General features: G+C 61.8%; 11 protein-coding genes and 1 tRNA gene. 9 read left to right on the top strand and 3 right to left on the bottom strand.

What is annotated here, in order from left to right:
* Positions 1-167 precede the first annotated feature (167 nt).
* Positions 168-1,043: a M15 family metallopeptidase gene (locus tag ACTIFK_RS06770; RefSeq protein ID WP_439542292.1), complete on the top strand. Its 876-nt coding sequence runs from the start codon at positions 168-170 to the stop codon at positions 1,041-1,043.
* A 266-nt stretch (positions 1,044-1,309) separates the two neighbouring features.
* Positions 1,310-1,383, top strand: a tRNA-Gln gene (locus tag ACTIFK_RS06765).
* Positions 1,384-1,786: 403 nt separating this feature from the next.
* Here ACTIFK_RS06765 and ACTIFK_RS06760 read toward each other — a convergent pair.
* The gene (locus tag ACTIFK_RS06760) at positions 1,787-2,359 is read right to left on the bottom strand and encodes a TetR/AcrR family transcriptional regulator (RefSeq protein WP_439542291.1); all 573 of its coding nucleotides are present in this window, start codon (positions 2,357-2,359) and stop codon (positions 1,787-1,789) included.
* Between the two features lie 105 nt (positions 2,360-2,464).
* On the opposite strand from ACTIFK_RS06760, the gene ACTIFK_RS06755 reads away from it, so the two are divergent.
* Positions 2,465-3,280: an oxidoreductase gene (locus tag ACTIFK_RS06755; RefSeq protein WP_439542290.1), complete on the top strand. Its 816-nt coding sequence runs from the start codon at positions 2,465-2,467 to the stop codon at positions 3,278-3,280.
* A 32-nt stretch (positions 3,281-3,312) separates the two neighbouring features.
* Positions 3,313-4,314 carry an NADP-dependent oxidoreductase gene (locus ACTIFK_RS06750; protein ID WP_439542289.1) on the top strand — a complete coding sequence of 334 codons (1,002 nt, stop codon included), beginning with the start codon at positions 3,313-3,315 and terminating at the stop codon, positions 4,312-4,314.
* A gap of 283 nt (positions 4,315-4,597) precedes the next feature.
* On the opposite strand, the gene ACTIFK_RS06745 is transcribed toward ACTIFK_RS06750, so the two are convergent.
* Entirely contained in the window at positions 4,598-6,349 is a 1,752-nt protein-coding gene (locus tag ACTIFK_RS06745; RefSeq protein ID WP_439542288.1) for an APC family permease, read from the bottom strand.
* 358 nt (positions 6,350-6,707) lie between these two features.
* Here ACTIFK_RS06745 and ACTIFK_RS06740 point away from each other — a divergent pair, with 358 nt between their 5' ends.
* On the top strand, positions 6,708-7,274 hold the full coding sequence (locus ACTIFK_RS06740; protein ID WP_439542287.1) for a helix-turn-helix domain-containing protein: 567 nt from the start codon (positions 6,708-6,710) through the stop codon (positions 7,272-7,274).
* 162 nt (positions 7,275-7,436) lie between these two features.
* Here the strand turns inward: ACTIFK_RS06740 and ACTIFK_RS06735 are convergent, their stop codons facing one another.
* A complete protein-coding gene (locus tag ACTIFK_RS06735; RefSeq protein ID WP_439542286.1) occupies positions 7,437-7,664 on the bottom strand; it encodes a hypothetical protein in 228 nt (75 codons plus the stop codon).
* 131 nt (positions 7,665-7,795) lie between these two features.
* On the opposite strand from ACTIFK_RS06735, the gene ACTIFK_RS06730 reads away from it, so the two are divergent.
* The 4 genes from ACTIFK_RS06730 to ACTIFK_RS06715 all read left to right on the top strand — a co-directional run bounded on the left by ACTIFK_RS06730 (position 7,796) and on the right by ACTIFK_RS06715 (position 13,023).
* Positions 7,796-9,178: an NAD(P)/FAD-dependent oxidoreductase gene (locus ACTIFK_RS06730; RefSeq protein ID WP_439542285.1), complete on the top strand. Its 1,383-nt coding sequence runs from the start codon at positions 7,796-7,798 to the stop codon at positions 9,176-9,178.
* A gap of 11 nt (positions 9,179-9,189) precedes the next feature.
* A complete protein-coding gene (locus ACTIFK_RS06725; protein ID WP_439542284.1) occupies positions 9,190-9,612 on the top strand; it encodes a RidA family protein in 423 nt (140 codons plus the stop codon).
* Between the two features lie 273 nt (positions 9,613-9,885).
* Entirely contained in the window at positions 9,886-12,384 is a 2,499-nt protein-coding gene (locus ACTIFK_RS06720) for a cytochrome P450 (protein ID WP_439542283.1), read from the top strand.
* A gap of 147 nt (positions 12,385-12,531) precedes the next feature.
* Complete coding sequence (locus tag ACTIFK_RS06715; RefSeq protein WP_439542282.1) at positions 12,532-13,023, top strand: YcjF family protein; 492 nt, start codon at positions 12,532-12,534, stop codon at positions 13,021-13,023.
* Positions 13,024-13,047: the final 24 nt, after the last annotated feature.

Raw genomic sequence — 13,047 nt, 5'->3', positions numbered from 1 at the left:
GCTGACCCTCGTCGTCAGGCTATTTGACTGGCTGCATCTTGCGTCAGTGTACCAGGAGACCGCCGGGCGTAAAGAAAAAGCGCGCTTGTGGTATATGACGGCCGCGGATGCGGCATCCGCGACGGCCTGCGCTGGCGCTTGAACTCGAACAGGAAATCCGGCTTCGCATGGTGAGAAGGCACGCTTCATGTCGGGTGCTGGGCGCAACCTCGGCTTCGGTGCTGGGCGCAGTCTTGGCGGTCGCCGTCGTCGCTTCACCCGTTCATTCGGAGCCCGGACCGCAAGGCGCTGCGTCCGATGTGACGGCCGGCGTTGCCCGCCTGATCGCGGCTTATCCCAACCACCTCGAAAAGGCCGAGGGCAACTGGCTGGTTTGGCGGGACGGAACGCGCATGGCGCTCGACGACGGCGGCGGCACCAAGTCCTTCGCGGATTGGCTCGACCACCCGGATATCGAGGACATGCTTCGGCTCGCCTATCCGGCGGGCGCCGGGCCGCTGGTTCCGGAGCCGGAGAGCGATCCGGGGCGCGCGCGCAACACGGCGTTCTTCGACAAGATGTACGGCGATTGCCGCAAGGGTGAGGTGGCGGGTTCGCTCGACACGATCACTTGGTTGCCCAAGAAGGCGCCGCAGAAACTGCAGGTGACGCGCATCAACGGCGTCGCCGCGCGGCTCGCGGCGGTGTCGCGGGCGCTCGATGCGCTGCCGGCGTCGTTCGACAAGTATCTCATCCCCTCGGCCGGCACCTATAATTGCCGCGCGATCGCGGGCACGAGCCGTCTTTCAGCGCATGGTTCCGGAATCGCGATCGACATCGCGGTGGCGCTGACCGACTATTGGCGCTGGGGCGGGACGTCGTCCGGCGGGCGCGTCGCCTACAAGAACCGCATTCCGCTCGAGATCGTGCACATCTTCGAGCGGCACGGGTTCATCTGGGGCGGGCGGTGGTCCCACTACGACACCATGCATTTCGAGTACCGGCCGGAGCTGCTGCCGCCGCTGGAGCCGCTGACGCCCGTAGATGATGAGCCCCCGCCGTAGCCCGAGCGCGGCGGAGCGGGGTCGCGCTTCTGACGGGAGGCATTGTTCGCGAGATGAGCGGAGACTGTGTCTCAGGCCGGTGGCGTGACGGGCGGCGGAGCGGGATAACCGGCGGGCCCGGACCACACCTGTCAGCCGAGGTGTCGCAGCGGGGTCGCGGTGCATCTTCATGAAATGGCGGCGATGCGGCGTTCGCCTTGCGCGGTCCGGGGCGAGCTGTTATACGGCCCAACTCGGCGCGCCTCCGGCCCGCCAGATCCCGGCTTTGGGGGATCGTCTAATGGTAGGACTGCAGACTCTGACTCTGCCTGTCTAGGTTCGAATCCTAGTCCCCCAGCCAACAAAATCAACGACTTACAGTTCGATCAAAAAAACTAGGCGCAGATTAGGTGCATCCGTTTTGGTCGATTGACTGGTGGGGTAGGGCTCAGCGCCGATTTGAACGGACTTTGAACGTCGGCCCGCCGATTGCAATTCAAGTGGCGTAGAGGTTCAGCGCGGCGGTCATTAGTAGCGACCGCAACGCCTACAAACTTCGTCCGATCATTGCATTTGCGCTGACGCGTTAGACCAATCAGGAAATCGTTCGCTTCGGCCGTCATCGCAATTGGCCGTAGGCTTCGTCCGCTCCCCGCGAATAAGCGGCCGTCCTCGACCGGTCATGCCTTTGTCGGCTGCGGGCCATGAACAGACGTTCCAGAGATCCATTTTCCACGCCTGGCTGCTGGGAAGAAGCGAGCCTTCTATTCGCTCGGCTGTGCCAACACGCGTGTCGCCTCTGCTCCAGCAGCCAGAATACGATCCGACAATTCGGTTCCTTCAACCGCGCGCGCGAGCTGAAGTGTGCCAACGATAGTTGCGTAGATACTCAAGGCCACGTTGTCCCGATCCCGCATTTTCGCCGGCAGGACCGACGATAACTGGTCCGCCATGCGTTCGAGATGTTCCGCAAAGAGTGCGCGCGCATCGGTAGGCAGCCGGGCAAGCTCGGGCAAGAGCGCCGCGGCGGCGCAGCCCTTGCCCGGATTGTCACGGTGCTCCGGCGACAAATACGTCGCGATGGCTGCCTCAAGTTCACCCGTTGCGAGTGTGGTCTCGAGCCAGGCCAACTGATCCTTGAATGCTGCATCCAAGACGTCACGGACAAGGTCAGCCTTGGACCGGAAGTGCGGATAGAACGCCCCGTTGGTCAGCCCTGCATCGCTCATGATGCCGGCTAAGCCCGAAGCGGCGATGCCATCCTCGCGAAACGTCTCCGACGCGACCTCCATGATGTGACGCCGCGAGGCATCCTTTCTGCCCTTCTCGTAGCGCACGAATGACCTCCTATAATTTTATTGTATTACGATCGTAATTTGACTATATGATCATAATTCAATGATCGTCCCCGTGCAATAAATTAAGAGTATTAGGAGTGGTCCATGGCTAAGATTTCTGGAAAAATCGCCGTCGTAACAGGAGCTTCCAGCGGCATAGGTAGGGCGACCGCTGAAGCGCTCGCGCGTGTGGGCTTCGCGGTCTTTGGCACCAGCCGCCGCCCGAACGGTGACGCCCCTGTCGGGGTCACGATGTTGGCCTGTGATGTCACCGACGATGAATCGGTCAAGACCCTCGTCTCGACCGTGCTTTCGAAAACCGCCCGCATCGACCTCTTGGTGAACAACGCTGGTATCGGCTTGATCGGTGGCGCCGAGGAGTCGTCCATCGAGCAGATAAAGGCATTATTCGACGTCAACCTGCTGGGCGTTATGCGTGCCACAAACGCCGTGCTTCCGTCGATGCGCGAGCGGCGCGCCGGGCTCATCATCAATATGGGCTCGGTGTTGGGGATCGTCCCTGCCCCTTACTCCGCTTACTACTCCGCAACCAAGCATGCGCTTGAGGGATATTCGGAGTCCCTCGATCATGAGACGCGCGCCTTCAACGTCCGCGTTTCCGTGATTGAACCCGCTTTCACGCGAAGCGTCTTCGACCAGAACGCGCTCGAGCCCGATCAGAAGTTGGAGCCATATGAGAAGTCCCGGGCCGACGCACGCGCCTTGATGAGCGACGTGATGCCCACGGCAGATCTGCCCGAGGTGGTCGCCGATGTCGTTGTGGCGGCCGCCACGGCCAAGCACCCGAAACGCCGCTACACCGCCGGTAAGCTCGCGCGCCAGATCAGCATCCTCCGTCGGTTCGCGCCAGCCGGAACGTTCGACAAGAACCTGCGCAGACAAATGCGCCTGCCGGCCTGAACGATCGCACTGCTCAAACAGAGAAGTTAAAAATGAAAACGCTCATCTTGCAACGTTACGGCGGCCCCGAGCACATAGAGTTCGCCGATACCCCCCGGCCCGTTCCGAAGCCACACGAAATTCTCGTACAGGTCCACGCCGCTGGCTTGAACCCGATCGACACCATGATCCCGAAAGGCACGTTCAAGCCCATCATCCGGTTGCGGCTTCCATCCACTCTGGGCAGTGACGTCGCTGGCGTCGCAGTCGAGGTCGGACTCAAGGTCACTCGTTTCAAGCCGGGCGATCCCGTTTTCGCCAGTGTCTTGGACTTGGGTACGGGGACACTCGCCGAATTCGTGACCGTTCCGGAGCATGCCGCGGCGCTCAAGCCGGCGAACCTGGACTTTGTGCAGGCTGCATCGATCCCTATGGTCGGGCTGACGTCGTGGCAGGCGCTCAAAGAGCGCGCCGGCGTGAAGCCCGGACAAAAGGTTTTCGTGCCCGCCGGCTCCGGCGGGATAGGCACGTTCGCGATCCAGCTCGCGAAGTATCTTGGAGCCAAGGTCGGGACGACCACCAGCACCGGAAACGTCGATCTGGTTCGCAGCCTCGGTGCCGATGAGGTGATTGATTACAAGAGGCAGGAGTTCGACGAGGTTCTGAGCGGCTACGATGTCGTGCTCGGTACCGTCAGGGGTGACGCGCTCGACAAATCACTTCGAATTCTGAAACCCAACAGCATTGTGGTTTCGCTTATCGGGCCGCCGGACGCAGCATTTGCCCGCGCCCGACGCATGAATATTTTTATGGTATTCGTGTTTGCGTTTCTGAGCCGTGGAATCATTCGGCGCGCCAAAAAACGCGGCACAACGTATTCGTTCTTGTTCGTTCATCCGGATGGGGGCCAACTTACGGAAATCGGTAAGCTGATCGAGGCGGGGCGCATTCGGCCGGTAATCGATAAGGTGTTTCCGTTCGAACAAGCGAAGGAGGCGCTTGCCTATCTCGAGCAGGGTCGAGCCAAGGGGAAGGTCGTCGTCCAGATGAGGTAATGGCGTCGGTATCGATCCGCTGGCACGAAGCGTCAAGCGACAATCGCACCGTAGTGATGGAATCGCGCTGCTGAGCGCGATCGTGATGTGTCCGCTTGGAAGGTGGTCGTGCAGATCAAGAGGCGAGGTCGCCGATAATGGTAGCGAGTTCGCTCTCGTCGTCGGTAAAGCTTGTGATCATCGCCTGGAGCGTTGCGATTGGAGGAGCGTGGCAACTTGTCCACAGCCTGCGCGTCCCGAAGCGGTCGACCCTCAGAGAGAGCCGACCGCCACTGCCGGACGCTTAACCGGGCAGCTGGAAGTAGTAATGGCCAAATAGCGTGATCGCGGCGCCGGCCGCTAAGGCCAGGTAGGGCAGGATGCCCGCGCGACGCTCGCCGAGATCCTGGCTCTTGAGATCCAGGTCGATCAGCATGTGATCCGGGAAGCGCCCCTTGTCCTGCACGTAATGGCGATACAGGAACACGGGAACGATAAGAAGCGCGAACAAAAGCCCGTACCAGAGCGCGTTCGGATTGCCCCACACCTTCGCGCCGACACCCATCAGGAACAGGTTGAAGAAACCTAGCCCCGCGTTGACAGCGATCAGCCAATTCGGCGCTCGGTAGGGGCGAGGAATATGAGGGCTGTCGATGCGGTGGATCCAGGTGGCTTGAAGATTCAAGAAGATGAAGATCATGTAGCCGACGTTCGAGATCGACAGGATCAGGTAGTAAGCCGTCGCGTCAGACGCGGCGAATGTCAGCAGTCCGAGATTGAAGATGAGATCCGTCCACATGGCACGCGTCGGTGCGCCATGCTCGTTCGTGTGTGCGAGATACTTCGGGAGCCATCCATCGACGCCGCCCTGATAGAGGGTGCGGGACGAGCCGGCCATCGCCATCTGGATCGCGAGGATCAAGGCGAGGATCATCATCATTTCGAGAAGATGCGTGACGATTGGCGAGCCGCCGCTGACCATGTTGCCCATGGCCTGCGCTACGCCCGTGCCGTCGACGATGCCGGGCTGCGTCATGCCCTCCAGGCCGAGATAGCCTTGGAACGACGCCGCGACCAAGGTGTACAGCAACACGCACAGCAGACCGGCAGCGATGATGGACTTCTTGGTATCCGACGCCGGATTTTTGAACTCGCGGGTGTAGCAGACGGCCGTTTCGAAGGCGTACGTCGACCAGCCGGCGATGAACAATGCACCAAGGAAGAGCGTCCATCCGCCATTGTTCCACGCGCCACCCGGGGGAACGAGCGGGGAATAGTTCGCGTAGTTCACTCCGCCGTTGAAGAACGGAACGATGCCGACGACGAGCATCGGGATGACGACCAAAAGTCCGATCACCATCTGAACGCGCGCGGTGCCGAGAACGCCGCGATGCTGAATGGCGAACGTGACCAGCATCAGTGCGGCGCCGATGAAGAATGTCGGCCCGATTTCGATTTTCGCGAGGCCGAAGAATGAGAAGCTTGCGAGCGTCATCGTGCGGAGCGCGGGGGTCGCGGCTTCGGTCACGGCTGCGATTGCGATCTTGACGGCTTCTTCGGCTGACTTGCCGTCAATGGAAGCCGTATTTGCCGCGTTCTTCAGCCACGACAGCACCTCTGGAGAGTCCGGCATGAACGCCGGAATGGGTGCGATCGCATTCAAGATATAGCCGGCTGCGATGGCACAGCCGAGCGAGAGAACCGGCGTCCAAGCAAACCAGTTGCACCAAACCGACAGCGGCGCGATCAGTTTGTTGTAGCGCAGCCATGCCGCGGAACCGTAGACGGCGGCGCCGCCGGATTTGTTTTTGAACAGGCCGGCGATCTCGGCGTAGCTGTACGCCTGGAGGTAGCCCATCGTGACCGATATGGCCCATACGAGGAACGCGAGTGAGCCGGCCGTGGCACCCATGCCGCCGATTGAAATGAGCACCAGTGCGGGCACGCCGCTCGCGATCCAAAAGGCTCCTTTCCAATCGATCGTTCGATGCAACCCCGCATCAGCGTCTTCTCCGGAGGCGATACCCCCAGAATTTCTGTCCACCACATCCTGCATGAAACGCTCCCTGTGACTCCCCTTCTGGGGAGATTTTTTGGCGTGTTGATGGGAGGCATTCTGCCGCAGATGTGCGCCACATGCAATTAATTTGCATGAATGTAGTGCAAAAGTATTAACTCGCAGGCAAGTTTTCCGTCGCGTCGCAGCATGGGTTGCAAACGTGAACAGCTCGACTGCATGATGGCCGTCGCGAGTGCGAGTTCGCTTGAAAATGTCCTTCAAAGTCGATCTGAAGGAGCCCCAAGAAGGAACGGAAATGGCGAAATCAAAAGTGCGGCGGGTCCCTGTGCGCGCGCCGCGGAACCGAGTCAGCGCTCAAGCGTCCAAGGCACGGCCTCCGCCCGATACGGCGAACGTGCCGTTGGAAAAACGGATCGGCGAAGTCTTCAAGCAACTGCGTGTGGACGCGAACCTCACTCTTGCCGAGCTGAGTGTCGGAGCGGGCGTCTCGAGCGCCATGCTCAGCCGTATTGAAAATGGGATGGCGACCGCGAGCCTCGATTCGCTCGAACGCCTCTGCCTGGCGCTCGGAATCGGTCTTTCCGATCTCTTTAAACGGATCGATCGGAAGAAAGGCACGGCCCAGCTCGTCAAACGCAGCGAGCAGATGGAGGTCGTGCGCGTCGGCACGAAGTACGGCTACACCTACAAGCTGCTCTCTTACGACAAGGGGCCGAAAAAGCTCTTCGATCCGTTCTTCATCGCGATGGACAAGAAAAGCCAATCCTACCCGCGATTTTCGCATCCCGGCACGGAGTTCATCTACATGCTGCAGGGGCGCGTCGAGTATCGCTTCGGAGAGTTCACGTATCTGCTCGAGCCGGGCGACGCCTTTACGTTTTCGGGAGACGTCGTTCACGGGCCGGAGAAGCTGCTGGACGAGACAGCCAAGTTTCTTTCGATCATTTTTTACGGGGAGTAGTCAGCTTCCTTGCAGGGATTCCCCTCCTAAAAAAAAGCCGGGAGCTTTCGCTCCCGGGAGTTGGGGGAAAACCAGAGATTGGCTCTCAGAAGCTTGCCCCGGGGATCCAATTGGTGCCCGCAGGAGGAACCCGAGCCATTGCGGCGGCCCAGGGCGCGAGCGTCAATGTCGAGAGATCGCCGACGAGAATGTATTCGGCTTCGGGGGGCGCGAGCCGCATTCCGAACGCGCCACTGCCCGCGACTCCGACGCCGCCGGTGACGATGTCTTCGAGATGATCGACTGGAACGGCCTTACTTTTGGCTGCTGATCCAGGAACAGGTTAGCTTTCGCGATATTGAGCGCGAGCTGCCCCGGCGAATTGCGCCAATTCCAATGGGCGATCTGCATGAACGTTTTCTCCGTTGCGAGCGTTCTTTGGTGCACTTTTTTTGGGTGCGATCGGCCACGATGGCGTACAACAAACTTGCATATGGTGCAACTTGTTTGTATGTAAGGAAAAGAATGTTCAAGGACTGACGATGGACTCAACCGACGAAAACAACGCTGATGCGACGGGCGCTGGCACCCATTCAGGTCCGACGGCCTTGCAGCTCGCGCGGGGACGCGCGTCCACCTCGCATGGCCTGACCTACAGGCCGTACTGGTGGGAGGCTGCGCCGCGCCGTCAGTCTGCCGCTGTCTTGCCGGGACGAGCGGATGTCGTGATCGTCGGCTCCGGTTTCACGGGCCTCTCGGCCGCGTTGACACTGTTGCGTGAGGGCCGCTCGGTCGTCGTGCTCGAGCGGGACGCGCCGGGCTTCGGCGCAAGCACGCGCAATGGCGGACAGATCGGCAGCGGCAATCAAAAGTTCAGGGTGAAGCGCCTGATCGAGCTGCGCGGCCGGAAGAAGGCCGAAGCGATGCTGCGCGAAGGCGTGCGCATGCTCGACACCATCGAACACCTGATCACATCCGAGAAGATCGACTGCCACTTCAGCCGATGCGGCCGCTTCAGGGCTGCGATGCAGCCGGAACATTACGAGTCCATGGCGCGCGATATGGAGGATCTCCGGCAGGTTGCCGGTGTCGAGAGCTACATGGTGCCGCGCGCCGAGCAGCACAGCGAAATCGGATCGGACGTGTTTTTTGGCGGGTCGGTGCTGCCGGGCGACGCCTCCGTGCATCCCGCGCTTTACCATGCGGGGCTGATGCAGCGCATCGAGGAGCGCGGCGGGCACGTTTTGGGCAGCGCGGGCGCTCAAGGCATTTCGTCCACTCAGGGCGGCTATGTCGTCAAGACGCCGCTCGGCGAGATCTCGTGCAAGAACGTCCTCATCGCCACCAACGGCTATACGGATGGTCTCGTGCCGGAACTGGGCCGCCGCATTCTGCCGATTGGTTCCGGCTTGATCGCTACGGGGGAGATTCCCGAAGCCACGTTCTCGCGGCTGCTGCCCAAGAATCGCGTGTACGGCAATTCGAACCGGGTCTTCTATTATTTCCGGGCGGCGCCGGGCGAGCGCAGGATCATCTGGGGCGGGCGCGTCGGGCGCATCGCCAACAACACGTCGCCGCTCGCGTTTCGTCATCTCGCGCGCGACATGCTTCGCGTGTTTCCCGACATCGCGGATGTGCCGGTCACGCACGCCTGGGATGGCATGATCGGCTACACCTACGACGAAGTTCCCCATCTCGGTCGAACCGCGGCCGGGCTGCACTATGCGATCGGATACTGCGGCACCGGCGTCTCGCGGGCCACGTACTTCGGGCACAAGATCGCGCTTCAGATCGTGGGAAAGGGCGACGGACACACGGAGTTCGATGAACTCGTCTTTCCGAGCGTCCCGTTCCATCCCATCGCCAAGCACGCCGTGCCGGTCGTCGAGACCTGGTACCGGTTTCGCGATGCGACGAAGATTTAAACTCAACAAAAATGACCTGGGAGACGACGAGAATGTCAACGACGACCATCATTGAGCGCACCAATATCTCCTCCGGCGGCGCCTACGAGGCTATCTTCGGATATTCCCGCGCCGTCCGTGCCGGCGACGACGTACATGTTTCCGGCACGTGTGCACCGGTGGCGCACGAAAAGAGCAACGCCTACGCGCAGGCGCGCGCAGCACTGGAGATCATTGAAAAGGCTTTGGGCGAGGCCGGTGCCGGCCTGCAGGACGTCGTTCGTACCGTCGTCTACCTCCGCGACATCAACGATGCCGAAGATGTCGCCCGCGCCCACCTCGAATCTTTTGACAAGGTTCGCCCCGCGAGCACCCTTGTGCAGGTGACCTCCATGCTGCGCCCGTGGCAGAAGGTCGAGATCGAGGCCTATGCGAAGCTTGCCTCCGAGGCGTGAGCGGCAACCCAGTTCAATCAAGCACTGACGCCGGGCCATGGCAGTTTGGCGAGCGCATCCTCGCCGGCGACGTCCCCGGTTGCAGAGCGCGCCGGCACGTCCACGAAGACGAAAGCAACGCACGCAGCCCAAGTTGGCCGCATGGGAATTCGGTTGTGGATACGAGGGGCAGGCGCCGGGACAGCGTCGTCCGCGTCGTTACTATCGCATAGCTGAAGAATCGTGGCGACGCACCGTGCTGCGCGCTCGCTCGTGCGGAATGGGGGCGCCGTCGTGTCTGAGACACTCGATCTTGTGGACGCATCGGACGATGTCCCCGACGCTCACTCTCCGCGGGACGCGGCAACAGGGGGCGACGACATCGATTGGTGGGGAATGCTCACCGATCCGGGTTTTCTCAGCAATCCCTATCCCGACCTCGCGCGGATCCGCGAGATGGGAGCCGTTCATCTCGATCCTGTCTCCGGCATCTACTTCGTCACCCGCTCGCGCGAATTCAGCGCGATGGCCAAAACGCCGGACATGGGCCGCGATACGCGATTCTGGGCCGACGGCTGGAACAGCCCGCGAAACCGGCAACGCGATCCCGACACTTATGAGCTGTTCAAGGAATTCCAGCCGCAGATGATCAACGCCAATGCGCCGGACCACCGGCGCACGCGGTCGGTCTACGATAAGGCGTTCCGTCCCGGCGACATGACACGATATCTGCCGATGATGGAGGACGAATGCCGGAAATTGCTGGATGCGCTGCCTGAGGGCGAACCGTTCGACTTCATGACCGCGCTTGCCAATCCGCTGCCGCATCGCATTTCGCTCAGGCTTTTCGACATTCCGGCGGAGATGGACGAGACGATCGCCAAGTGGATCGCCGCATTGAGCTGGGTCGGCAATATCGTCATGACGCCGGAGCAGAAGCGGGAAGCGGCAAGCGCGCAGCGTGACTTCAAGGCCTGGGTGCGGGGCCATCTCGCGGAGCGCAGTGCGGACCCGGGCAACGGACTTATCGCCATCTCACTCGCGGCGGCCGCGACCGGCGCGATGAACGAGGACGAGACCCTCAACAACGTGGCGATGCTTATCTCGGGAAGCCGGACGACCTTGACGCTGCTGGGTAACGGGATGCTGACGCTGCTCAGGAACCCGGCTCAATTCGAGAAGCTGCGGGCGAATCGGGGGCTCATGCGAACCGCGATCGAGGAGATGCTGCGCTATGAACCGGGCAGCAGCATCATTCCCCGCGCGGCGGTCAACGATTTCCAGTGTGGCGCGACCCGGATTCCGGCCGGCGCACTGGCCATCGGCCTGGTCGGTGCGATCAATCGGGACCCCGAACGCTTCGACAATCCTGATGTGTTCGACATCACGCGGAACCCGAACCATCATTCCGCGTTCGGCGGCGGCCCGCATATCTGCATCGGCAAAGCGCTCGCTCGCATGGCCACGCAGATCGCGTTCAACATGCTGATGGACCGACCGAAGCGATCAACGCGGGCTCGAGCGGCTGCCGTTGCGGCTGGGACGCGCGTGATGGCGCAAGTCGCGCTCGCCGCAGCGCCCGAGATCAACTGGTGGGGGATGCTCACCGATCCCGCGTATCTCGCGAACCCGCATGCGGAGCTGAGGCGCATCCGCGAGCTCGGACCCGTTCATCGCGACGAATTTACGGGCATCTATTTCGTGCTCGGTCACAGCGAGTTCCGTCAGATGGCCATGGCGCCGGAAATGGGGCGCGATACGCGACTTTGGACCAATGGCTGGAGCAGGCCAGGAAGCCAGGAGAGCGATCCGGTCAGCTACTGCCTGTTCAGCGAATTCCATCGCCAGATGGTCAACGCCGATCCGCCGGATCACCGCCGGATGCGGGACGTGTACGAAAAGGCGTTTCGTCCGGGCCAGATGGCGCAACTGGTCCCCATGATCCAGGCTGAGTGCCAGCAACTGGTGGACGCCCTGCCCGTCGATGCTCCGGTCGACTTCATGACCGCGTTTGCCAATCATCTGCCGCTGCGCGTGTCGCGGAACCTGTTCGGGATTCCCGCGGACATGGACGAGCAACTTGCGATCTGGAATGCCGCGCTCATCAAAATCGGCGACATCATGATGCCGTCCGAGCAGAAGCGCGACGCGCTGGACGCTCTGCGCGCCTACAAGGCGTATCTCAAGGGGCACCTCGAGTCGTGCCGCGACCGGGCGGGCGACAGCTTCATCGGTTTGGCGGCCGCTGCGCTGGCGGACGGCACCATGGACGAAGAGGAGACCCTCAACAATCTCCTCGGCCTCGTGTCGGGGAATGAAACGACCGTCACGCTGCTCGGCAACGGACTGCTGGCCCTGCTACGAAATCCTGCAGAACTCCACAAGTTGCGGTCCAACCCCGATCTGATGCGCCCGGCCATCGAGGAGATGTTGCGTTACGAGCCGAGCATCAACTTCATCCTTCGGGTGGCAATTCAGGACTACCGGTGTGGCGACGTCGTCATTCCGGCTGGATCGCTGGCCATCGGGCTGGTCGGCGCGATTAACCGGGATCCGGCGCGTTTCCAGGGTCCCGACGTGTTCGACATCGCACGCCAGCCCAATGCCCAGTCGATCTTCGGCGGCGGACCGCACGTTTGCATCGGTGCGGCGCTCGCGCGCCTCGAGGCCCAGACCGCCTTTGCCGCTCTCTTGGAGCGCTTTCCCCGCATTGAACTGGCCGGCGAGCCTGTCTGGTGGGCGGATCGGACCAACCAACGGGGACTTGAGACGTTGCCGCTCAAGTTCGGCTGAGGCAGCGTGCATCCGACTGAGCCCGCTATGCGTAGACAGAAAATTTTCAGTATGAGATGTTTTTTCTAGCGATTCGGGAGGCGGGGCTCCCGATGGCGTCGCCGCTGGCGTTCCCTTGTGCAATCTCAACGCTACTTGGAGGTCCGCATGTCGGAGCGCATTGAAAAGGCGAACGCCTTGATCCGCCGCTATTCCTATTGGTCGGCTGGCTTCGGGCTCATTCCGGTGCCCGTGGTCGATCTCGCGGCCATCACCGGAACGCAGATCAAGATGGTGCACGCGCTGTCGGGTCTCTACGGCCGCGAATTTTCCGAGGATCGTGTCCGCGCCGCGATCGGCGCGCTGGCCGGCGCCGCGGTGCCGATCGCTGTCGGGGCCGGAACGGTGTCGGCGCTCAAGACGGTCCCCGTGCTCGGCCAGATCGCCGGGACGCTGGCCCTGCCGGCGTTGGCCATGGCGGCCACGGTCGCCGTCGGCCGGGTGTTCGTGCATCATTTCGAGGCCGGCGGCACGCTTCTGGATTTCGATCCCGAGAAGATGAAGGCTTACTTCGAAGCCGAATTCAACAGGGCGAAAGACGGCTCGGGCGCCGATGCGCCGACGTCCGCCGCGGCCAGCGAAACCCAATCGGCGGCCTAATCCGGCGGGTAAAATTTCACCTAC

This window comes from Hyphomicrobium sp. (assembly GCF_051860585.1).
In the GTDB taxonomy this organism is placed as follows: domain Bacteria; phylum Pseudomonadota; class Alphaproteobacteria; order Rhizobiales; family Hyphomicrobiaceae; genus Hyphomicrobium_C.
Note: the sequence above shows the minus strand (reverse complement) of the source record. Positions and strands in the feature narration are given on the sequence as shown.